The organism is Leptolyngbya iicbica LK (assembly GCF_004212215.1).
Classification (GTDB): Bacteria; Cyanobacteriota; Cyanobacteriia; order Phormidesmidales; family Phormidesmidaceae; genus Halomicronema; species Halomicronema iicbica.
Genome location: NZ_QVFV01000002.1, coordinates 496,932 through 519,828 on the forward strand (window position 1 = coordinate 496,932; position 22,897 = coordinate 519,828).

Annotated in this window: 17 protein-coding genes and 1 other RNA gene; 10 read left to right on the forward strand and 8 right to left on the reverse strand. The window is 53.4% G+C overall.

The genetic code is table 11. The features are described from left to right. Positions 1 to 55: 55 nt before the first annotated feature. Entirely contained in the window at positions 56 to 1,540 is a 1,485-nt protein-coding gene (locus tag DYY88_RS09260) for a SagB/ThcOx family dehydrogenase (RefSeq protein ID WP_367889280.1), read from the reverse strand. A gap of 1,262 nt (positions 1,541 to 2,802) precedes the next feature. On the opposite strand from DYY88_RS09260, the gene DYY88_RS09265 reads away from it, so the two are divergent. Continuing rightward, positions 2,803 to 3,333, forward strand: a complete 531-nt coding sequence (locus DYY88_RS09265) for a pentapeptide repeat-containing protein (RefSeq protein WP_039728328.1) — start codon at positions 2,803 to 2,805, stop codon at positions 3,331 to 3,333. Between the two features lie 31 nt (positions 3,334 to 3,364). Here DYY88_RS09265 and DYY88_RS09270 read toward each other — a convergent pair whose 3' ends face one another. Both DYY88_RS09270 and trpS read right to left on the reverse strand, forming a co-directional pair. Then, the gene (locus DYY88_RS09270; protein WP_084607133.1) at positions 3,365 to 4,366 is read right to left on the reverse strand and encodes a methylenetetrahydrofolate reductase; all 1,002 of its coding nucleotides are present in this window, start codon (positions 4,364 to 4,366) and stop codon (positions 3,365 to 3,367) included. Positions 4,367 to 4,496: 130 nt separating this feature from the next. Continuing rightward, positions 4,497 to 5,507, reverse strand: a complete 1,011-nt coding sequence (trpS, locus tag DYY88_RS09275; protein WP_039728327.1) for a tryptophan--tRNA ligase — start codon at positions 5,505 to 5,507, stop codon at positions 4,497 to 4,499. A gap of 106 nt (positions 5,508 to 5,613) precedes the next feature. Between trpS and DYY88_RS09280 the strand changes: the two genes are divergently transcribed. After that, positions 5,614 to 5,916 carry a hypothetical protein gene (locus DYY88_RS09280; protein WP_039728326.1) on the forward strand — a complete coding sequence of 101 codons (303 nt, stop codon included), beginning with the start codon at positions 5,614 to 5,616 and terminating at the stop codon, positions 5,914 to 5,916. A 162-nt stretch (positions 5,917 to 6,078) separates the two neighbouring features. Here DYY88_RS09280 and DYY88_RS09285 read toward each other — a convergent pair whose 3' ends face one another. The 4 genes from DYY88_RS09285 to DYY88_RS09300 all read right to left on the reverse strand — a co-directional run bounded on the left by DYY88_RS09285 (position 6,079) and on the right by DYY88_RS09300 (position 10,780). After that, complete coding sequence (locus DYY88_RS09285; RefSeq protein ID WP_039728325.1) at positions 6,079 to 7,503, reverse strand: isochorismate synthase; 1,425 nt, start codon at positions 7,501 to 7,503, stop codon at positions 6,079 to 6,081. A gap of 323 nt (positions 7,504 to 7,826) precedes the next feature. Further along, complete coding sequence (locus tag DYY88_RS09290) at positions 7,827 to 9,359, reverse strand: site-2 protease family protein (RefSeq protein ID WP_039728324.1); 1,533 nt, start codon at positions 9,357 to 9,359, stop codon at positions 7,827 to 7,829. A gap of 263 nt (positions 9,360 to 9,622) precedes the next feature. Further along, positions 9,623 to 10,195: a hypothetical protein gene (locus DYY88_RS09295; protein ID WP_039728321.1), complete on the reverse strand. Its 573-nt coding sequence runs from the start codon at positions 10,193 to 10,195 to the stop codon at positions 9,623 to 9,625. 312 nt (positions 10,196 to 10,507) lie between these two features. Then, positions 10,508 to 10,780: a hypothetical protein gene (locus DYY88_RS09300; protein WP_039728320.1), complete on the reverse strand. Its 273-nt coding sequence runs from the start codon at positions 10,778 to 10,780 to the stop codon at positions 10,508 to 10,510. 244 nt (positions 10,781 to 11,024) lie between these two features. On the opposite strand from DYY88_RS09300, the gene DYY88_RS09305 reads away from it, so the two are divergent. The 7 genes from DYY88_RS09305 to DYY88_RS09335 all read left to right on the forward strand — a co-directional run bounded on the left by DYY88_RS09305 (position 11,025) and on the right by DYY88_RS09335 (position 20,018). Further along, on the forward strand, positions 11,025 to 12,662 hold the full coding sequence (locus DYY88_RS09305) for a hypothetical protein (RefSeq protein WP_039728319.1): 1,638 nt from the start codon (positions 11,025 to 11,027) through the stop codon (positions 12,660 to 12,662). Between the two features lie 59 nt (positions 12,663 to 12,721). After that, complete coding sequence (locus DYY88_RS09310; protein WP_130199377.1) at positions 12,722 to 14,071, forward strand: hypothetical protein; 1,350 nt, start codon at positions 12,722 to 12,724, stop codon at positions 14,069 to 14,071. Between the two features lie 158 nt (positions 14,072 to 14,229). Further along, positions 14,230 to 15,492, forward strand: a complete 1,263-nt coding sequence (locus DYY88_RS09315) for a hypothetical protein (protein ID WP_039728317.1) — start codon at positions 14,230 to 14,232, stop codon at positions 15,490 to 15,492. Between the two features lie 142 nt (positions 15,493 to 15,634). Beyond that, positions 15,635 to 16,789, forward strand: a complete 1,155-nt coding sequence (locus DYY88_RS09320; protein ID WP_039728316.1) for a 5-(carboxyamino)imidazole ribonucleotide synthase — start codon at positions 15,635 to 15,637, stop codon at positions 16,787 to 16,789. A 67-nt stretch (positions 16,790 to 16,856) separates the two neighbouring features. Beyond that, positions 16,857 to 17,039, forward strand: a non-coding RNA gene (gene ssrS, locus DYY88_RS09325) — 6S RNA. A 340-nt stretch (positions 17,040 to 17,379) separates the two neighbouring features. Then, positions 17,380 to 18,645 (forward strand): M16 family metallopeptidase, encoded by a 1,266-nt coding sequence (locus DYY88_RS09330; RefSeq protein ID WP_242517593.1) that lies wholly within the window; start codon positions 17,380 to 17,382, stop codon positions 18,643 to 18,645. A 107-nt stretch (positions 18,646 to 18,752) separates the two neighbouring features. Further along, on the forward strand, positions 18,753 to 20,018 hold the full coding sequence (locus DYY88_RS09335) for a M16 family metallopeptidase (protein WP_039728310.1): 1,266 nt from the start codon (positions 18,753 to 18,755) through the stop codon (positions 20,016 to 20,018). 153 nt (positions 20,019 to 20,171) lie between these two features. Here the strand turns inward: DYY88_RS09335 and ald are convergent, their stop codons facing one another. Beyond that, a complete protein-coding gene (gene ald / locus DYY88_RS09340; RefSeq protein ID WP_039728309.1) occupies positions 20,172 to 21,263 on the reverse strand; it encodes an alanine dehydrogenase in 1,092 nt (363 codons plus the stop codon). A 426-nt stretch (positions 21,264 to 21,689) separates the two neighbouring features. On the opposite strand from ald, the gene DYY88_RS09345 reads away from it, so the two are divergent. Then, positions 21,690 to 22,892, forward strand: coding sequence for a glycosyltransferase family 4 protein (locus tag DYY88_RS09345; protein ID WP_242517594.1), 1,203 nt, complete (start codon positions 21,690 to 21,692; stop codon positions 22,890 to 22,892). Positions 22,893 to 22,897 lie beyond the last annotated feature (5 nt).

The following is a 22,897-nucleotide window of genomic DNA, read 5'->3' on the forward strand; positions in this document are numbered from 1 at the left end:
TGGGGTCGGTGTATCTGCTGAGTCCCGCTCAGACATCGGGGCAAGTGACCTTCCCTTAACTTATGGTGGCAGCGGCTGGCCGCCCTAAGGTCGTGATGTATAAAACGGCTTCATCTGCGGGAATGCCCAGCACTTCGTTCACCTGATCGTCAAAGAAGCCACCGATGCCGCTGACACCTAGGCCCAAGCGCACAGCAGCGACATTCAGTCGCTGTCCCAAATGTCCTGCATCTAAATGTAGATAGCGATAACCACGCTCGCCATGGCGGGCGATCGCAGCCTTTAAATCAGCGGTGTGAAAAACTACGGCCCCAGCATCATGGCCTAAGTTTTGTCCTAAACATAGATATTGCAACTCAGGGCGAAAGTTTTTAAATCGAATTTGCCGCAGTTCTTGAGTTAGGGGCGCGTAGTAATAACAACCGGTGTCTAATCCATCGACACCAGAAACCGCGACAAAAGTTTGAATGAGGCTCAGGTCACAATAATCGGGATCACCATCTAGGCCCTGCTCAATATAGTGATAAGGCTGATAAACAAAATCCAGTACCGCATTGAGTTCTTCTAGGGTGAGGTTAGTGCCACTAAATTCTCGGGTCGAGCGTCGCCGCAATAGCGTCTTTTCCAAACCTTGCAAGGAGGTATCCCAGTCGATTGGCGGGGTGGTGGTGGTGACTTTGAGACAAAACGGAAAATTATATTTGTCATCGGGAATGGCTGTAGACGCTGGGCCAACTTGGTCAGCCACACTCGGCCGACGACTATGCCATCGAAAATCGTCATCTTGCTGAATGCTGGTAGCTTGGTGCATGAAAGGCAACAATTCGCCCTCGGCAAGTTGGGGAACTTGGGCCTGTAACGGACTCGGTTGAGTCGTGGTGAGGTGGGGCAAGTTTTGTTCAACTTGTAGCATGTCAGCCAAAGCGGCTACAGCGATCGCCCCTTCCGTCTCGGGGTCCAAATACAACATTTGGTTTATTGCTGAATCTAGATAACCGCCAATCAGGTGCGGGCGATAGTCAACGAGGGCACCCGCCAACTCAAGATTGCCCAATACGTGTCCAGCATCCAGACAAATGCGTCGATAGGCTCGATCTTGATAGCGCCAGGCCGAACGGTAAAACACACTCGTGAGAATCACGGCGACTTGAGTCGTTTCTAACGCAGGATGCCAAAAGCAGGCTGATTGCAATGATTGCCAGATATGGTCATCCCAAAATCGCCAGAGCGCGTGGGTGCGGGCTTGGTAGTTGTATAAACCTGCCGGCAAGAGCTGATTGCCCCGGGATACCAGGTAAACCTCGGTGGGATAGAGGCCGCCAGCAGAAGGGGCCGATCGCAGATAAAACATCTGCCCAGTCATAGTTTGAATCTGGGCGGTCAGACCATAAACGTTGATCAGAAAGTGGGACAGTCTGGCCCAAGCCCGCTCGTCTGCAGTGGCCTCGGGATTAACCTTAGATTCTTCCAGGTAAGGCTTAAGGTCAATTTCTGTCCCTAAACGATAGGTCTTAAAGGGCTCAGGCTGGGGCCCTTGCATAGCACGGCCAGCCCGAGCAATCGAATCAGGACTGTATTTAGTGCGATCGTGGAAATATTCCGCTATTGAACTCAGGGAACTCATACAACTATCAGCGTCAGTAACCCGGCGGCGCGCAGCTTTACGAAGAGGATTGAACACATCCCTAAAATGGGGAACTGCTATGGTTCACTCTACATTCTCGCCGATGTGACTGACAGCGATCGCCTCACAAACTGTCAATATTGCGTCTTGGCGCTTGACGCAATGTGCGACTCCCCTAAAAGGCTTGCCAACTCTACATTAACCCTCATCTCAGCCTTGCTGCCAACCTTGAGAGCAGAGCACTGCAAAGACTTCGAACTCCCTGGGGTCCCAGCGCTGAAAGAGCAAGGTGGGGGATGTGAGGGCTAGATAGTTACACATATCGTTCTTGAGTATTCTCTATTGGGTCGTCGCCAACCTCAAGGTCATCTCAGGCGTACGACGACAGCGTTATATGCACTGGATGGGCCACAATTGTCGCCAGCGATTTAACCAGTGATGCTCAGACAACATTGGTTCCGACATTTGAAACATTTTTAGGAAGCAAAGAGCAGGCCCCAAAAACTCTCTAAAACAGGTTGATACTGACCGCCAATTAGCGACTTATGCTTTTAGTCACACAGCAATCATAAGTTTTACTTTTTTGTTATATCAGTAAAGTCAAATACGAATATTAGATAAATCCAAAAATATCTTTAAGCCAGACAGAACAAGCATCGAAGCACTGTAACTTAACAAACGTTAAACATCTTTTAGGAGGTGTAACGTTTGCAGCGTCAATCGTAGTCTTTCGCCAGCAGTTGCTTTTTTATGCACTTGGGGTTTTAGACTGCAAATGTTTTGATGAATAGCCTCGCTCAGAGTTTACTCAATCCCTAAATGACGGCGTCAAAGTTGTGTGACTATGCTATTGATTTATGTGGTTTGAACTGAGTGATGATCTCTATATTTTTCAGTTGAGCAGATATAGTTTGGGGGCTTGGGCGAACTAAATACTGATGATTCTCGTCAGCAAACGTTTCGAAAGGGTTAATGTCTAGGTTTTTCCTCCTCAGCCTTTTTGCTATTAAGTTGGCTTGTACGTGAATTTACGCCGCTAATGATGTTGAACGTTTTGGTGATTTGGTTGAGCGCTGTACTAGAAGATAGAACAGGCCTTTATCGGTACTCTAATGCGTGGCCTTTAAGACAACACGTAATTAAACGATTGTTGAGCATTCAGCGAAATATTTGACTCTATGACGACTCTCGATTTTAGTGAACTATTGGCTCGCTACCGGGCTGGCGATCGCCGTTTTCAAGGTGTCAATATTGAACATGCAGATGCGTTTGAATGCGATTTGCGAGACATTGATCTCGTGGCAGCAATTATCGACAATGCCTATTTACCCTATGGCAATTTGAGTCGAGCTAACCTTCAAGAACTGGTGGTGAAGCAGGGCAATTTGGGCGATGCAAAGCTGCCTAACAGCAATCTCAACCGCGCTCGGTTAAATGGTGTTAATCTATCGCGTGCTGATTTGCGCTATTGCCGACTGCGAGAGACCCGTTTGTCGGGTTGCAATTTGAGCGGGGCTGACCTGACTGGGGCTGACCTGACTGGGGCCGACCTGACTGAGGCCGACTTGACTGGGGCCGACCTGACTGAGGCCGACTTAAGCGATGCTTGTTTGATCGGAGCGACTTTTTTTCGAGCGGTCAATCTGGATGTCTCGAATGCTAAATGCGATCGCACCACGATTTTGCCAGATGGGCATTACTATCCCTAAATTCAGCGGATTGGGGAGAACGGAATAGGAACTACCCTTCGCCCCCGAGTACTTTAGTGCGACTAAAGCGAACGCGAGCGAGTTCGGCAGGCTCGCGTTGGAGAACGGTGGGCACGGTCTGTAATGGGCTGATGCCAGCGAGATCCAAAATTTCGGGAATTAAGTCTTCGCGGCGAATGGCCATCATGTGAACGCCTTGACAAAGCTGTTGAGCAGCCTTGACCTGCTCTGCCGCAATCAGCATGCCTTCGCGCAGCGGGTCTGATGCGGTCGCCAAGCGTTGAATAATATGCTCGGGAATGTTGACGCCAGGGACGTTGCGGTTAATGAACTGGGCGTTCTTGGCAGACTTCAGCAGAAAAATACCGGCCAAAATAGGCTTGTCACATCCAGCGGCAATTTGGTCCATAAACTTTTCGAGCCGCTCAAAGTCATCGATGAGCTGGCTTTGAAAGAATTGCGCACCAGCTTCGAGCTTTTTGGCAAAGCGTCGCTGGAGACCAGACCAACTGCGGCATTGGGGATCGATCGCGGCTCCCGCAAACAAGCGCACTGCTTGGTTAGGCAAGGGGCGATCGCAGGCATCCACACCATTGTTCAACTGGCGAATGAGCTGCAAAAGGCGCACAGATTCCAGATCAAACACAGGACGGGCCCCGGTTTGGTCGCCCGCTTTTACCGGATCCCCCGTCAGGGCCAAAATATTGCGAATGCCGAGGGCGTATGCCCCCAGCAAATCGGCCTGGAGCGCAATACGATTGCGATCGCGACAGGCCATTTGACAAATCGGCTCTAGCCCCTGCTGTCGCAAGATAACCGACGCCGCCAGAGAAGACATGCGCATTACCGCACGGCTACCATCCGTAATGTTCACAGCGTGGACACGTCCCCGCAACTGCTGAGCCATCTTCACCATGTGGCTCACATCCCCTCCTTTGGGCGGCATGACTTCTGCCGTAATCAAAAACTCCCGAGCCTCGGCAGCTTTCTGAAAATGTGAGGTGGGTAAAGTGTGGGTATCAGTGGGCGACATCAAACTGGGTTAAAAGAAAATTTTGGTTGCAGGTAGAAATAAAGAAGGCATTCAGAGGTGAGCTATTTGGTCAGTATATCTTGCCACCTTTGCCATGCTGAAATCAGATTGACAAGACATCCCCACCCCTTCAAAGCGGCTGTGAATAGCCCAGAGCTACCTTCGCTTTGGCGAGGGTTTGCAGGGCGATCGCCTCAGCTTTTTCGCGGCCCTCTCGCAAAATTGATTCCAGGTAGGTGCGATCAGCCATTAAAGCGTGATATTTCTCTTGAATTGGTTGCAGCGCTGCCACCATCGTCTCAGCTAGCAAGGGTTTGAATTGTCCCCACCCCATCTCCGCACATTCCTGTGCTACGGCTTCTTTAGTTTGGCCGGAGAGAATCATATAAAGCGTCAGTAAGTTTTGGCATTCGGGGCGATCGGGATTATCAAACTCTAGACCGCGTACCGGGTCACTCTTACAGCGCTTGATTTTTTTCTGAATCAGCTCAGGTGGATCAATTAAATCAATGCGGCTCATTTCCGACGGATCGGATTTAGACATTTTTTTCGTGCCGTCGGTCAAGCTCATGACCCGCGCCCCAGCGGCTTGAATCATCGGTTCCGGCACCTTGATGACAGGTTGATCCTCACTGCCGTATTGAAAGTTAAAGCGATTAACAATGTCGCGAGTCAGCTCCACATGCTGTTTTTGGTCTTCGCCCACGGGCACTAAATCCGGCTCGTAAAGCAAGATGTCAGCGGCTTGCAACACCGGGTAGTCAAACAACCCCACCGTTACGTTTTCGCCCTGTTTGACCGCTTTTTCTTTGAACTGAATCATGCGTTCCAGCCAATTCAGCGGAGTCACGCAGTTAAACAGCCAGGCCAGCTCACTGTGAGCCGAAATGTGCGATTGCACAAAAATGGTCGATTTCTGCGGATCGATGCCACAGGCGAGGTAAGTTGCGGCGACTTTGTAGGTATCCTCGGCGAGGGATTTCGGATCATGGGGCACCGTGATGGCGTGCAAGTCGGCCATAAACAAGAAGCTGTCGTATTCCTCTTGTAGGGCAACCCAGTTACGAATGGCTCCCAAATAATTGCCCAGGTGCAGGTTGCCCGTAGGTTGGATGCCGGAAAGAATACGGTTCTTGCCCATAGATAAGAAAGTTATCAGTCTGTATACTCTGTTTACGCATTGTATAAGAAGCCCTAGAGCATTTCGGTTTTAAAAGCCTGTTTGTGTTGTTCAGAGTAAGGAAGCCATGAATAAGCCCCTATCGCAATCTCCCGTTAAAACCTTGGAAAGCGCCATTAATCTGGCGCAGGATACTGATTCCAACGAGCAAGCCCACGCGGCCTTTAATGAAGTTTTAGAGACGGTACGGGCGAATGATCCGCAGTGCGCGGCGATGTTGCAGATGCTCTGGCGCGAATATGTGACGACTCAACGCTCCGCAACGTTTTGGCAAGAGCTGTGTCAGGTTGAAAAGCACCTCTCAGAGCGGATTACCGAAAGCCACGTGCAACTGCGGCAGAATTATTTGCGGTTGATGCAAGAGCAGTAATCCGAGTAGTTACCGGATGCCCGGGCGATTAAAAGCCAGGGTTGGTCGGAATTGAAAGGGGCGTCACACATCTGGCAAGCTGTGGTGCCCCTTCGTCGTTCATTTATCCCAAAGTATTGATGCCTACAGGCGAATCGGCATATGTGAAGCCTCTGTTATCTGTTAGCCCAGCGCTTCGGCGAGGGCTTGCAGCTTGAGCTGAATTTCGGCGAGTTCTTGGGCGGGGTCAGAGTCAGCGACGATGCCAGCACCGGCAAATAAGCGGGCCTGATTTTTTTGAATTAAGGCGGAGCGAATGCCGACGATAAATTCACTGTTGCCGGCAGGGTCGATCCATCCCAAGGGAGCAGCATAAAGCCCCCGATCGCACGTTTCCTCTTGTTGAATGCGATCGCAGGCGGCGGCCATCGGCACCCCTGCCACTGCCGGAGTCGGATGTAGACATTCAACCAGGCGGAGGGGTGAGGTCTGGGGTGATACCTCGGCGCAAATAGGGGTGTGCAGGTGCTGAATATTGGAGAGTCGCAGCAGTCCGGGGGGAGTGCTATAGCAAGGGTGCAAGCCCTCGGCTTCCAGGTGATTCACGATGAAATCGAGGACGAGTTGATGCTCTTGCTGCTCTTTGGGATTTTTAAGCAGTTGCTGACCGATGTCGCGATCGCGCTCAGGGGTCGTCCCTCGGGGCGCTGATCCGGCTAAGGCATCAGTGACGAGGCGCCCTTGGCGAATGCTCAGCAAGCGCTCGGGACTGGCTCCAATAAAGTGACTGTCGCCTTCGCCGGAAAACGAAAATATGTAGCAGTCGGGATAGCGCGATCGCAGTCGGGGCAGGGCAATATCGCGCCGAAACGGGTGAGTGCGAGTCACATCAAACGCCTGAGCCACCACTTGTTTTTGCAAATCATGACGGTGAATGGCGGCGAGGGTGCTGGTCACCTTTTGCTGAAACTGCTGACCTTCCGGTCGTGCCAACTGTGGCTGCCAAGAGACAGCGTCGCGACCCCAGTGACTTTCTAGTAAGCGGGCAGAGGGGGCAAAGCGCTGCAGTTGACTCACTTGCTCAGCGATCGCTCGGGCCAGCGGTGCCAGGCGGCTGTGGGGGCGAATCAGCACATTCGCAATGAGGACGCAGCGCTGCTTTTGCCGCACGACCTGCCAACGGGTTAGCAGCACCGTCGCCGGAGCAAAGCCGCCGATGGCCGTGGCCACCGTATCAAAAAAGGAAAAGCTACAGAAAAAATAAGGTCCCTCAGGCCGCTGAGGAATGGCCTGAATGCGCGGTTGCCACTGGGCGATAGCCTGACGGGCGGTGGCGAAGCGATCGCGACCGCTGAAATGCTCACAAATCAGCGCATCCCAGGCGGCGATCGCCTGCCCGCGCGAAGGCGACTCAAAATAGCACTGACGGTGATGCGGCTGCGGATAGGTCAGCAAGACGGCGAGGGGATCGACCATCGGTAACGGAAACGACAAGCTAACCAGCCGTTCGGCATTGGCCTGCTGAGCCTGCTGGAGAGAGGCTTGCAGCGCTTGATGAATCTGGGGGTAATGGGGAAGAGGATTCGACCTTGAGGGTGCGACTGTCATAGAGAGTGATAACAACCGATGTCAAAACAGAATATTAAAAATGAGTTCGCCCCAGCCTGAGGCCAACCCTAGATGAAATGCCCAAGCGGCGCTTTTTCAATGGTCGCATCAATTTTGAAAGAGCACCGGGTCACCCTATGAAGAAGCATTAAGCTGATGGGGGTTGCGCCCGTTCAGTCGCCGCTTGTCACCCTCACGGCTCACTTCACACTGACAGAGAAACTGGTGGCTTTCCTGAGCTGACCGAATTTAGTGGAGTTAGAGGCCCCTCGTCGACCGGTTCAGCTGATCGACTTTTCCAAAAATTCCCATTGCGATTGGACTTAGCCGATGCCCAAACGTCCAGCCAACGAAGGGGTAAGCGGCAGCAGTGTAGCCAGGGTGAGAAATAGGGCTAACAGTCCCAAGGCGGCGCGGGCGTCGTCGGGTTCGGTCAATTCATTAGTGGCGGGACGCTCTTGATTGCGCTGCAAAAACAAAATCAATACGGCCCAATACAGGGCAAGGGGATTGGCCAGAGAAGCGATCGCTAAAATGATCAGCGTGATGACCGTGGCGCGACCCGCCGTTTTGCGACCATAGATCGACTGCACAATGCGCCCCCCGTCGAGTTGACCCGCCGGCAATAAATTCAGCGCCGTGATGATGAGCCCCAACCAGCCCAGCAAAACGAACGGATGAATATCGACCAAGGGCGCGGTGAGGGCGTCTCTCAGGACAATTTTGGCCAATGTGCCCACGAGTACGGAACCCTGGAAGAATTCGACCGGCAACTGAAACTCGCTGCCCGGTTGAGACAGCAATAGCCCCCCAATCAGCAGCGCAAATGACAATAAACCGCCCAGGGCTGGCCCCGCGATCGCCACATCAAATAAGACGGAACGGTTGGGTAAAACCGACTCGATGCGGGTGAGGGCCCCAAAAGCCCCAATGTCCCAAGTGGGCAAAAAGAAGGGCCAACTGAGCTTGACTTGACGCTGCCGAGCCATGAGCCAGTGGCCAATTTCATGGGCCACGAGAATGGCGATGACGCCTGCGGCAAAGGGTAAAGCTTGAGGCCATTTGTCTGGCGTCGATAGCAGATCAAACCCCAGCAAAATGCCGCTGGCTTCGAGACAGGTCAAGCCCGTGGCGATCGCCATTACCACGGCAAAGCCTTTTTGCGCTGGAGTAAGGGGTTTGGGGTCAGTGGTTTTGGGCAGGGCAACGATGGCAGGCTTACCCTGCGGATCGGCGACCAGAAACAATCGAAAACGCCGATCGAGTCGTTCATCCGCCAAGGCCGTGAGGGTGGCGATCGCCGCTTCTGGCTCGCCGCGCAAATTCCCCTTAAAAATGGCCCCCTGGTCATAGGGCACGGTTTCGGTTCGAAAAAACGTATCGACGCCAAAAATGCCTTCTAAGGCCACCCGATCTTCCGGCGCAATTCGGGGTTCATCCTCCGTAGTGGAAGGGTCAGACTGGGTGGTCGCATTTTCTTCAGAGCGATCAGTGGCGTTGCCTGACTCAGTCGGATCTGTGACCGTTCCTTGAGCCACGTCTTGGGCGATCGCTTCCGCAGGGGGCGGTGTCATAAATTCTTTAAGCTTTTGGGCTGCGAGTTCATCTTGGCCTAAAGCTCGCAGTTGCCGGCCCAAATAGATGTAAGCTCCGGCCGATGCCACGACCAACAGCAACACCCCAGCCAAATTAATGTAAATGCCGAGGGTAAACAGGCCGAAGAATAGGAGCCAGGGCAGCATTAGCACCACGGATTGCAGCCAAGCAAAAACGCCAATTTTGCCATAGGGTCGAGCCCGCAAAAAGCCCCAAACGAGGAGGGCGATCGCAGCCAAAAAGATCAGTAGCGTAACCATAGGAGCGGTATCGGTGGGGGAGCCTCAACTCTAGTTAATGTAACTGAGTGCGGGCGTTTACACCGAATTTGTCTGGTAGGGATAGCCAGCCACAGCGGTTTCGAACCGCTTGCTAATGGCTGCGCAATGGTCATGTCTGCGACCCAACAGCTAATTGAGAACCGGGGACACCTGTTGAGAACAGAGTCTCGCGATCGCCGCCGCACCTGCCTGACGTCAACCGCACCTAATTGCCTTCAGCCTTAATCAAGCATTCGACTGTCTCAGTGACGGTTAACCCAGCGACTGCCGACAGCGATCGCGCCGACAGCCAGGAGTGCCAGCCATGACATGGGCTCAGGAATCGTGGTCGTAGCGTCGGGAACTGACGGTGCGGTGGCGACGATCGCAAACGACTGCTGGCTTTCTAAGTCTGCGGCAATTTGGCTCAAAACATTGCCGCCGTCCGCCACATCTGAAAACCCGACTGCGATACCAGCGACGCCAGCCTCGACATCGTAAACAAACCACGGTGAGATACCGCCAAACCCGGTGTTGACGAGTCCAAACGTATCAAACGGGGTTTGACAAATCGGCTGAGCAAAAGGACTACCCTCGGCACAGTCAAAGACTTGTTGCGCAGTCTCAGCGGCCAGGGCAAAATCGTTCTTGCTGTACCAGGGTTGAGCTTGCAATTCAACAATGTGGTCTTCAAAGACGCCTAACTTAAACTCAATCTCGTAATCCTTACCGCCAATGTTGACCGTGGGAGGCAGGGACTGGGCGATCGCGGTCAGAGGTAGGCTAACGCTTGCTGCGATCGCCGCCCCCATAACAACCAAAGATTTGATAAACATGGTGACGAAGTGGTAGATAGCAGAGATTGATTCGCCAGTTAAGGCGACGTGTTTTTAGGCATGGCTCCGTAGCGATAAATGCGCCTTGCCTAAACAACGTCAAAATGTTAGCACCGTGGAATTGTGGCCGGTTTTGCTCACAGATGAATCTTTACTTTTCTTGGCTGCCGACTCCCATCAGCGGTCAGCCTTTTAATAGAAGCTGAGATATCTGCTTAATCAATGATCTGTTTTGGATACTCGAGAAAGCTGCGCTCTCCCCGATATTTGCTCTGGCAACCGTTGAAGGACCAGCCGTTGAAATTCCTCTCACTAGTCAGACGCTAGAGTGATTACCCACAAAAGGTTGAGCCCAGACGGCACAAATAATAAGCAGCCCAGAATGATGCTGATACGTACTGACAAAAAGCTCGATAAGGCGCTGATTGCAGTCAACCCAATGAGTCCCAAAATGATAAACAAATACACCAAGCCAAAGGTCTGTATTTTGTAACCAATGCGATCGCTAAAAATGAAGAAAATCATCAAGGTCAGAAGATTAAATGCCAGGTCAACCCAAGCAACATGTTTAAATACAAAGGTCATATGAGTAGCCTAATAACGTCATGAATTTTAGATTTCCTCCTTGAGTATGGGAGGTTGCTGTCGATTTCAGAAATATTCATGCCTGAAAAATATTTCTTAAAAGTGTCAGTTTGCGACTTTGCCTGGGCATCGTAAGTTACCAATCAAAAAACCACTGAAAGTTGCAAGGGCGTCATCGCGAAGACAGAGTCTTTTATAAATGACGCGTTCAACTGGGAGGATCCGGTGGATCAGGATGTAGCTTATGACGAATTCGCGATCGCTCCGACAACGTGCCCAATCGGGGGATCCTCAGGCGATCGCGGCGCTGATGAATCAGTCATTTCAACCGCAAGGAATTCGGGCGACGGCGATCACCAACGGCTCCGAACTCAACATTTATCTTGAAGCTGAGACGGTGCCCGACCGACGTTTAAGCCAGCGCATTCGACAAGGGTTGACGGCTTTAGGGGTGACGCAATACAGCCGTATCGTGGTGCATGGACGTGAGATGGGCACCGAGATCACCGACTGGTCAACTTCCATCATGCTGGGGGGAGAAGTTGCTTCTAGCACGCCAGCTCCGCACCCAACGATTCAGCAAGCGGCACAACGTCCGGCGGCGCAAGCAGCCACGCCCGCTTCCACACCTCGGCGGACAACGCCGCCGCGATCGCCCCGGTCTCAGCCGAGAGCGTCCACACCCCCATTAGCGCCGCCGCGATCGCCCCTGCAATCACTAACAATGATGGCGGCTCTCATCGCCAAATGGGTGTTCTTTAGCTTGGCTGTGGCCATTATTCCAACATTGATTTTGATGGCGGTGTTTGGCCTCATTCCCCTGGCCATTTATTTGGGCCTGTTGGGATTTCTGTGGGGGCGCATTCAGTCGTGGGTGTTGCGACCCTATTGGGGCGATCGCGCCGAACGTTGGCAAACCCCAACTCAGTGGGGATTTGTGGCTTGCGGGGGCGTGGTGCTGGCCATCCGAGTGATACATGGGGTTTTGTTGCGGTTGCTCATCACAACCCGAGCCGATGATGTCTGGATTCAGTTAATCATCACGTTAGGCGATGTCGGGATTATGGCGATTATCGTGTTAGTGGCCACGGCTTTGGGGTACTTGCTCGGCAAAATTCAAGCGCCCTGTTTTGAGCCCGATCTTCACGAGCATGGCCCGGGTCTGCCACCAGGGTGCCGTTGGTGGAGCCTTGCCAACGCTGGCATTGGGCTCTGCATGGGGGCAAATTTAGCGCTAATTTATCTAATCTTTCGCAATCCTAGTTGGCTGCGAGATTTGCATGGCGCAATGGGGATTTTAGGCCAGGGGCGGCTAATTGGTCTGATCACTCTGTTTCCAACTGTGTTGATTTATCTGATCGGCACCGGATTGGTACTGGCCTATTGTCTGGAAATCGAACAGTATCAGCGTCGAGCCACCCATCCCCAAGCGGAGGCGATCGCCTCACTCCCAGCCATTCCCGGCTTAGAGACGTTCGGACGGGTGCCGTTGGCGCTGCCCTATTTCGGCGTGGCGATGATTCCCGTCGCGCTGCTGACGCCGATTTTGCCTTCCCTCGGATTGCTTACCCTCATGATGTTTTGGATATTTGCTTATCAAGTGGGAAGTTGGCTGCGCAACTGGGCGTTTGTGGGCGGTTTGGCGATAACCGTCGTGACGGTTGTGCCCTATGTCGGATTTGCGGCCCTTTCCCCGGCTGGGCTGGGCAAGTTTGCGGTCATTGCTCTCATGGCGACTCTCGGCGCAGCAGCGGTGTCATTTGGTCTGGGGGCGATCGCGGGACTGCTGACCAAAAGTTGGCGCACCGCTGGGGGCGTGGCTTTGCTGGGGCCGAGTCTGAGTTTTGTCCTGACCGGACTCATGGTCTTGGCGGCGTTGTAACGCCTGTTAGTTGCCCGGAAATCGTGTCGTTGACCGCTAAATATTATCTGCCGAAATTCATGACCCACTCTTCCGATCAATCTCCCTCGACGCTCCAATTGGCGCAGCAGGGCAATCCGCAAGCGATCGCCGCTCTTCTCAACCAATCCCTCAAATCAGATGGGGTCAAAGCGAAAGTGGCGCGACAGGGCGATCGCCTCAAGATTGCCCTGTTGGGCAAGACGCCACCCGACCCTGTTCTATGTCAGCGCATCACTGCCGGAATCAAGCGACTACAGATTACAGACATCAACCATTGCCAGATCAGCGCTTACCAGGTCAACCAGCGACAACCCATTTGGAGCGAGACCTTAACGCTGGCACAGCCCAATTCCTCCCGCGCATCGGCTACCGCTCAACCGACTAAAGCATCACCAGGCGTTCCGACATCCCAAAAATCGGCCCAAAGTAGCGTTCTGCCCGCTAGCGATCGCCCGGCAAAGCTGAGTACGTTTGCTTTCTGGAAGCGAGGCATCGCCTTTTTACTCAGTATTCCGCTAATTGTGCATGGCAGCTTACGGTTTCTGTTGACGTTGGAGACGATGTTCTTTGGTTGGAAAATACCGCAGCAAATGCCGCTTTTATCCATTCAAAGCATACCGTTGTTGACCAATCTGCTGCTACATTTTTTGGGGCGTTGCGCAGCTAGTGCTTTGGCTTTAGGTCTGGGTTTATTGGCAATACGATATGCCCTACAAAGTCATCGATCAATTGCCAAAAAGCTATCCATTGGTTTGGCGATCGCCCCAGCCTTATTTGTCGTGCTCTGCATCATTACTAATCCGTACTTTATCTTGCCATCACCAACCATGGGGTATGCAAATGAATTTTACCACTCTGTGACAGGTGCGCCTATGGGCAGAGGCTTTCAGCTCATTTTGATAGGGCTCAATATCTTATTACTCGTCATTGGTGGCACCATTCTATATCGTGGCATTTTACGATCTCAGTCAGGACAAAAATACTCGTTCTGGAAGGAACTGAAGCAATCGTTTCTACAGTTATGGGATACCCGAAAGAGAGATGTACTTACGCTGTCGGCCGTTGGCCTATTGCTGTTATGTCTCACTAATCCTGGGCCAGTCAGGCATCTTAAAGTCGATTACTTGGGTGACTTTTGGAGAATCGGTTCAGGAAATTCAATAACGGCTGACGACTCTGTACTCAAGGAAACTTTGGCGAATAGCGATGATGTTCATTATCGGACACTATTAGTTTGCTCCTGGTTAAGTGATCGACAAAGAGGGCGGATAACTTTTGGGGTTGCCGGACATACCTATGATCGCAAAGTTGGCGGTTTAGGTGACTCTCGTCGTCGATTCGATTTACTGAATCCAAGCAACTATTTTAAGTATGACCATCTTAATTGATGTCGCCTACTAATTACGAGGTTGAAATCCATACTATTTGGGCTGTTAACGATGCTCATCATTGGAAGCATCACTGATATGAATTTAGTGATGAACTTCAAAAGGCTTAGAAATTTTGGTTGACCGTCGTCAGATTTCACTGCAACCAACTAGAAAACATGACAACGCCATTATCAGAAACTAATAATGTTCTCTCACAACTAGAACGGGCTCGGACTGGGGATGTAGTAGCGATCGCGGCGTTAATCAGTCAATCTTTTCAACGGCAAGGGTTGAAGACTGAGGTCACGGCAAATCATCAACACTTATCGGTTTCCCTACAGGGAACCCAGACGCCCCCAAAGCAATGTGTGGCGACGCTACAGTCTGGGTTAGAACGCTTGGGGGTGGATTGCTTTACGGCGTTGACAGTTGAAGCGTATCAGCAAGATCTGGCGTTTCCGGCCTGGGTCGAGACGATCGCCCTAGCCGCTACGCCAGTTGTCGGTGAAACCTCGACCTTCAATGCAACCGAAGCGGTGACTAACCCGCCATCGCTGAGGCAACAAGCAGAGCGGGCCAAGGCCAGCGAGATCGCCACTTATCAACCGCAATGGCAAGCCCTCCAAGGCTATTTGCCGCCCTGGCTGCGAGATCCCAAACTTTTCGCAGCAGCTTTTGCGGCGGGGCTGATTTGCCTGGTGCTGAAGCCCTTGATTTTGCTAGGCATCGTGCTGATGGTCAACAGCTTTTGGGCGATTAAGTCTCGGCATCGCCGCCAAGCGTTATCAACCGCTTTGCCGCAGTGGCTCACCTGGTTGTCCACCTATCCGTGGGTCTGGTGGTGCGCAGTTATTAGCCTCTATTGCTGGGTCGTACAAGTCCAGGGGCTGTCTTACTTGGGTATCGTCGTTTCGCTTGGGGCGATCGCCCAACTTCTGATAACCATCCTTCAGAAGCGGCGCGATCACACGGCGATTTCCAGCGCTGATTTATGCCTGATTGCCAATCTGCATGTTTTTTTGCTGGTGCTCCACGGCATGAATGTCGCGCCAAAGGAGGCCGCCCCCGTCATCACCCACATCGGCGTTGTCGTTGGCCTGGGTCTGGTCATGCAGTTGGGCTATCGTCTCCGTTCAGCGGCGATCGTCGCTCACGTCTTACTGACCTTGTCCCTCTTATTTTTCATGTTTGCTCGGGGGGGGCCTGGCCTCTACACCCAGTTCGATCACCCCTACTACGATACCCAAGGCTATGGCATTGTGTTTGGCTTATATGTTTTGGTGGCGGCGCTGATGTATCTCGGTCTTATTGCCATCAGTTCTTTTGTGTTGTGGGGGTTTGGTCGCGGCCTCGCGAAAAATGGCCGAATGGGATACGCCTGTTTACTCATCAGCCCCTATTTGGCTTGGGCTTTTATGCTCACACTAGGCCAGGGATAAGGAGCAGGGAGCAGGATACAGACCCAACGCGGCGGCAGAACCGCGACTACCTATGAGGATGTGGTAAGCCTTATGGTGTTGAACAGCGACATCATGACTGTCAGGACTGAATCATCAGCGCGCGACAACGGTAGGAAGACGGATGGCACAGACAAGAATTGGGGTGATTGGCGGCGGTCAACTCGCCTGGATGATGGGGCTAGAAGCACCCAAATTAGGGATTGAAATTGTCGTTCAAACGCCCCAGACCACGGATCCGGCGGTGCCGACGGCGGCTGATTATGTGTTAGCTCCCGTTGCCGACGCCGATGGGACGAAAGCGATGAGCGATCGCAGCAATGTCCTCACCTTTGAAAATGAGTTTGTGGATCTGGCTGCTCTCGCGCCCCTTGAAACTAGCGGCGTGATTTTTCGGCCCCGCTTAGCCGCGCTGGCCCCGCTGTTGGATAAATACACCCAGCGTCAGTTTCTCGCTAGCCACGGCTTGCCCAATCCGCCCTTTGTCACGCTAGATGAGTCCATGCCGGATGACACCGTGACCGATATCGCGGCCCCCATCGGCTTTCCACTGGTGATGAAAACGCGCCGTCTGGGCTATGACGGTCAGGGCACGTTTATGATTGCCTCGGCGAGTGAATTGCTGGAGACTTGGCACCGCATCGAGCGCCAGCCCGTCCTGCTCGAAGCGTTCATTCCCTTTGAAAAAGAGCTAGCGGTGATGGTGGCGCGCTCCACAACTGGCGAAATCGCGGTGTATCCCGTAGTGGAAACCCAGCAGGTGAATCAGGTCTGTCGACGGGTAATTGCTCCGGCGGAGGTTGCCGAGGCTGTGCAGCAGCAGGTCACCGCGATCGCCCACACCCTGATCGCGGCCCTCGACTTCGTTGGTGTCCTCGGCATTGAACTATTTCTGGCTCCAGGCGACCAAGTCTTAGTGAACGAAGTCGCCCCCCGTACCCACAATTCCGGTCACTACACGTTAGATGCTTGCCGGACATCGCAATTTGCGCAGCAATTGTTAGCGGTGACGGGCCAACCCCTAGGCCGCCCTGAGATGACCTGCGATCGCGCCCTCATGATCAATCTGCTGGGCTTTGAGACCTCCACCAGTGACTATGCCGAGGTGCGATCGCAACTAGCGCAAATCCCTCAGGCTCAGGTGTATTGGTATGGCAAGCAGGGAGCGCGGCCCGGTCGCAAGCTCGGGCACGTGACCGTCTGTCTACAGGCCAAGGATGACTGGCAAAAAATCATGCATGACATTGAGGCAATGTGGTATCCCCTGGTCGAGTCGTAATCTCTTGATAGAAAATTCGTAACTCCCCCTTGCGATCGCTGGGGCACAGTTAGTTATGATGGCGAAAGATTCACTACGACGTTGGTGACTGCCAACACTGTTTGTCGATCTATGCTTTGTCTCTAAGGGAATCGAGAAGTGCCGGTGGCAGTAAACCGAGCTTGTACTCGGAAACTTAAAATCGGTGCCAGCATTCCCACCTGGTTCTTCCAGGTCGGAAACTGAGGTAAGACGGCGTCGCGGTGAATAACTTTTTCAAAAATCCTTGTCTGCTTGGCAGGCAGGGATTTTGTTTTAAGTACCCATTAAGAGCTAATTTAAAGAAGATTAACGGCTATCTCGGCCTACCTTCAAAACCGGGCAAAATTCGCTACCCTGACAAGGCAAGCAACGCTCGCAACGTGCATTTCACCTTGGCAAAGTTGCCCGTTCTCTGTAGCAACAACAACTGTTTTGTCGACACAACTCAGCAATCCTCAGGGTGTCCTGAGCGTTCTATCCGATTTGGATACTGACAGCAACAGCAGTTAATCAGATGTATCCCGCATCTGTCCGCAGATTTAACCACACGCGATCGCCCTATTTTGTCATTGACTACTACAACCTTGACCTTTCCCGGCACTGTCCACCAACTCGAGAATGGGCTCACGGTGGTGCATCAGCACATGCCTGCTACCCCGGTGGTGGTAGCTGATGTCTGGGTCGATGCGGGGGCGGCCCAAGAACCGCTGGAATGGCTCGGGATGGCCCACTTTTTGGAACACATGGTGTTTAAGGGCACCGAGCGCCTGCTGCCAGGCATGTTTGACCACACCATCGAAACTCAGGGTGGGTTTAGCAACGCCGCGACCAGTCACGACTATGCCCACTTTTACATGGCGGTTGCCGCTGACGCCCTGCCCACGACGCTGCCCCATTTGGCGGATCTCGTGCTGCACGCAGCGATTCCCGCCGACGAGTTTGTGCGAGAGCGGCAAGTCGTTTTAGAAGAAATTCGCCAAGCCCATGATGACCCTGACTGGGTGGGCTTTCAAGCTTTATCGGAACAGGTATTTCCCGACCATGCCTATGGGCGTCCAGTATTGGGCACGGCGGAAATCCTGGCGCAGCGATCGCCCGAAGAGATGCGGAGCTTCCATCAACGGCATTACCAACCCGACAATATGACCGTGGTAATTGCTGGTGGCACCCCGTTGGAGCCGACCCTCGACATGGTGCGTCACGCCTTCCGGGCCTTCCCGACGCCCCCAACGACCACCCCAGCTGTAGTGCCTGGCAAAGTTGACTCCTGGTGGGGGGTGCGCCGTCAAGTCTTGCGCATTCCTCGGCTCGAACATGCCCGCTTAACCATGGCCTGGCTGGGGCCAGGCATCGACGATCTGGATGCGGCCTGCGGGATGGATATTTTATCAGCCTTACTAGCTGAGGGCCGCAGCGCGCGGCTAGTGCGGGAACTGCGGGAAGAGCGGCAGTGGGTGCTGGATATTAGCAGCAGCTTTTCACTCCAGCGTGATTGCAGCCTCTTTACCCTGCAAGCCTGGTTGGCCCCTGATGCCGTTGACGCGGTTGAGGCACTGATTTGCGAGCGGCTCTCGACACTCGCGGTGCAAACCGTGCCGACTGCTGAGTTGGAACGAGCCAAGCGGCTGCTCACCAACGATTTTGCCTTCTCGACAGAGACGCCGGGGCAACTGGCGGGCCTATATGGGTATTACAGCGTGGTTGCCAACGCTGCCGACAGTTACAGTTACCCCGATCGCATTCGCGCCCATACGCCCGCGTCGATCACCAGTTTGGTGCAAACCTATCTATCGACGAATGCCTACGCCTCGACCGTGTTACTGCCAACGACATAAAGCGCAAAAGCCGACGTCTCCGGCAATTCGGTATCATCGGTCGCGGCTCCTCCCTCCATCGAGCCCGGCTTTATTCACCTCTCTACAGTTCTACAGTCCCTAAATTTATGACCTTGTCTTCTCCAACCAAACGGCCAGCCCTGCACCGCACGGTTTTGGGCAACGGCCTTACCGTCCTCGTGATTGAAAATGCGGTGGCCGATATTGTGTCAGCACGGCTATTGATCAAAGCCGGAACGGGGCGAGAAGCGCGATCGCAAGCGGGCCTATTCAGCCTGTTAGCCTCACTGTTGACCAAAGGGACACGCCATTTCTCATCGATGGATATTGCCGAACAGGTGGAATCCGTTGGGGCCAGCGTGGGCACCGATGCCTCAGTGGACTACAGCCTGGTCAGCTTAAAGACCGTTACCGCCGATTTTGAAGCCATTCTGGCGCTGGTGGCGGAGATGGTTCGGTATCCCAGCTTTCCTGAAGCTGAGTTTGATCTGGAACGGCACCTGACCCTGCAAAGCCTCCGTTCCATGAAGGAGCAGCCCTTCACCCTGGCATTCAACGCTTTGCGGGCGGCCATGTATGGCGAGCATCCCTACGGTTTGCCAGGCATTGGCACCGAAGAGAGCGTCGCCAACTTGACCCGCGATGACCTGGAGCAAGCCCACCAAACCTTTTTCCGTCCTGATAACTGCATCATGGTGGTGTCTGGACGCATTCAGCCCGAGCCCGCGATTGCTCTGACCGAGCGCTATTTGGGCGATTGGACAGCACCCGACACGGCGATTCCGGCTACCCGCTATCCGCCGGTGCCGACGACCGCTACCCACGTCGTCATTCCGCAACCAACGAACCAATCCATCCTGGTGTTGGGCTACCCCACCCCCGCCGTTCACGACCCCGCCTACGCAGTGCTCAAACTGCTCAGCACTTATCTCGGCAATGGTCTCTCTAGCCGCCTGTTTGTAGAACTGCGGGAAAAGCGGGGGTTGGCTTACGATGTGTCGGCCTTTTACCCCACCCGCCTCAGCCATTCCCAATTCGTCGCTCACATGGGCACTGCGCCGGAAAATCAAGCGATCGCCCTGCAAGGACTGCGCAACGAAATTGAACGTCTGGGCCAGGAACCACTGACTAAGGACGAGTTAGAAGCCACTAAAAATAAGCTACTGGGCCAATATGCTCTGGGCAAACAAACCAACGCCCAGCTTGGTCAACTGCTGGGCTGGTATGAAGTGCTCGGCTTAGGCGTCGAATTTGACCAAGTCTTTCAAGACACCATTCGCAGCATCACCGCTGATCAAGCCCTGGCGGTGGGCAAGCGCTACTTCCGCGATCCGTTCACCGTCGTACTTGGCCCAGACCTCGCGAATGGCTAAAGGGGACGGTGACGAAAGGGGACGGGTCCCTTGGACAGCTCCTGACGCTATCGGTTAATCCGACCGGGATCCGTCCCCTGACCAGTGCCTGTCAGGGCAAGAGGCGATTTAATTCCCCTTGGCCAGTCCTACGGGGCGACGGGACTTGTGGCGTTAAGCAGCGACCAAATCAGGGAAGGTCTCCTGGACTGCCGGATAGACAATTTTGCCCGCTTTGACATTAAGTCCCTGAGCCAGAGCGGCATCCTGCTCTAGCGCGGCCAATCCCTGATTCGCCAGCTTCATCACATAGGGGAAGGTGCAGTTATTCAACGCTTGGGTCGCCGTCCACGGAGCAGCTCCGGGCATATTGGGCACGCCAAAATGCACGACCCCTGATTCCACATAAGTGGGTTGACTGTGGGAGGTGGGCCGCAACGTCTCGATACAGCCGCCCTGATCCACCGCCACATCGATAATGACGGAACCGGGTTTCATCTGGGCGACGAGGGCTTTGTTCACCAAAGTCGGAGCCTTGCGTCCGGGCACGAGTACCGCCCCAATCACCAAGTCGGCCTGCGGTACCACCGTTTCAATGTGGGCGGCGTTGCTATACAGCAGCTCCACCCGCGAGCCAAAAATCGTTTCCAAATAGGAAAGGCGATCGACGCTAATATCTAAAATCTGGACTTGAGCGCCCATGCCGATAGCAATCCGGGCTGCCTCAGTGCCGACAATCCCTCCCCCGAGGATGGTGACGCGCCCGGCTGGCACCCCCGGCACGCCGCCCAGCAACACGCCGCGTCCACCCTGCTGCTTTTCTAAATAGCGAGCACCAAACTGCACCGAGAGGCGTCCGGCAATGATACTCATGGGGGTGAGCAGCGGCAGCCGACCATCGGCGGTCATCACGGTTTCGTAAGCGATCGCGCTAATTCCACTCTCCACCAAAGCTTTCGTTAACTCGCGCTCCGCCGCCAGATGCAGATAGGTAAACAGCAGCAAGTCGGGCCGAAAGTATGGATATTCTGACGGTTGCGGCTCCTTCACTTTGACGACCATTTCCTGCGCCCAAGCGGTCGCTCCGTCCGCCACAATTTGTCCCCCGACGACCTGGTACTCCTCATCGGGGAAGCCTGCCCCTTCTCCAGCCCCAGTCTCAATAAAAACTTCGTGCCCCTGACGACACAGGGCTTGCACACTTGCAGGAGTCAGCCCCACCCGAAATTCCTGATCTTTGATTTCCTTGGGCAAACCAATTTTCATAAAACAGCACACCTTGTCACTTGCTTGCAGTTATTGAGCTTATACCGTTGCGTTCTTTTGGCTTGTCCAGATGCTTACTTTTGCTAGTATCCCGTAAGGTGTTGTCAAAAATGAGACTTTTGAGTTGGTACAGGTTTGCTGCTGCAAATGAGCAGGCTCTACCGGGAAAAGCGGAAGTGTATCAGGGATTGGTATTAGGGCGGAACTTTTCGGCCGATCTTAAATTTTTCCAGTGTTGCCTATGAGCAACTTAACCCTCAGTGACCATCGAGGCTCCGATGATAAATGAGGTCACTTTAAACAGCATCATGCATGCTCCTACCTGTGGAGTATGCAATCGACTCAGCAATTTCTCGTAACTTTGGACCAGATTCCGGGCATTCTCAAAGCAACTACTGTCAAGCTGACAACGCTATGAATATCCTGATGCTGTCTGTGACATTCCCTTACCCGCCTTCCAGAGGCGGTACAGAAGTGCGCACGTATAATTTGTTGAAGGCGTTGCAGGAGCAGCATCAGGTGACGTTGATGACGCTCAGACATGAGCAAGTTAACGACGAAGAGGTCGCTGAGCTGCAAAACCAGGTTGAAACTTTGCAGGTATTTCCCTCGCCATCAGAAAACTACAGCCGAAGTTTAGTCGCTAAAACCTTTCGGTTTGGCCGATTTTTATTTGATGGCAGGCCTCCGAGCACCCGCTTTCGACAAACTGATGAAATTCAGCATTGGGTGAATGAGCAGGCTTGCAGTGGTAAGTTCGATGCGATCACCTGTGAACATAGTACGAACGAAGTGTTTGTCAATTCAGTGGTCCAAAAACATATTCCCCGTCGGGTTGTCGATATTCACAGCTCCGTGTACGGAACAGTTAAACAGCAACTGGCAACGGGAACCGCAGAAAATCCTTTGCGCGAGCAGCTAAACCTTTCGCTGCTGAAGCGTTATGAGCAACGTTATTGTCAAAAATTCACCGATTTAGTGGTGACGACACCAGAAGATGCAGTTCAGATTCACGAACTTTGTCCCCAACGTCCGGTTCACACTGTTACGAATGGCGTCGATTTAGATAGTTTTACTTATCGGACTCGAGACCCAGGGGGGCACGATCTAGTGTTTGTTGGGGCGATGGATACGCCTCCGAATATTGATGCCGCCATCTTTTTTGGGCGAGAAGTGCTGCCGCATGTACGAGTGCAGTATCCTGACGCGCGGCTTTATATTGTGGGAACTCGCCCTGTAGAATCTGTCAAAAATTTACAGGCATTGCCAGGCGTGGTTGTCACGGGCAAAGTCGCCTCAACGACGGACTATCTGCATCAATCGGCAGCGTGTGTTGTACCGTTACGTTCGGGTTATGGCATCAAAAACAAGACGCTGGAGGCGATGGCGGCAGGCGTTCCTGTGGTGGCGAGCGATCGCGGGTTGGAAGGACTGACGGTGGATGGCGACAACGTGCCCCTACGAGCCCTCCGCGCCAACACTGTGGAAGAGTATGTGACGGCCATTCAACAACTTTTTGAAAAGCCTGAGCTCCGAGCGTCTCTCTCAGCGAATGCTCGCACTATGATTGAGGCGGACTTTACCTGGCAGCAAGCGGGCCGCACCTACAGCCAAATTTTGGCTGGGTAGTGCCC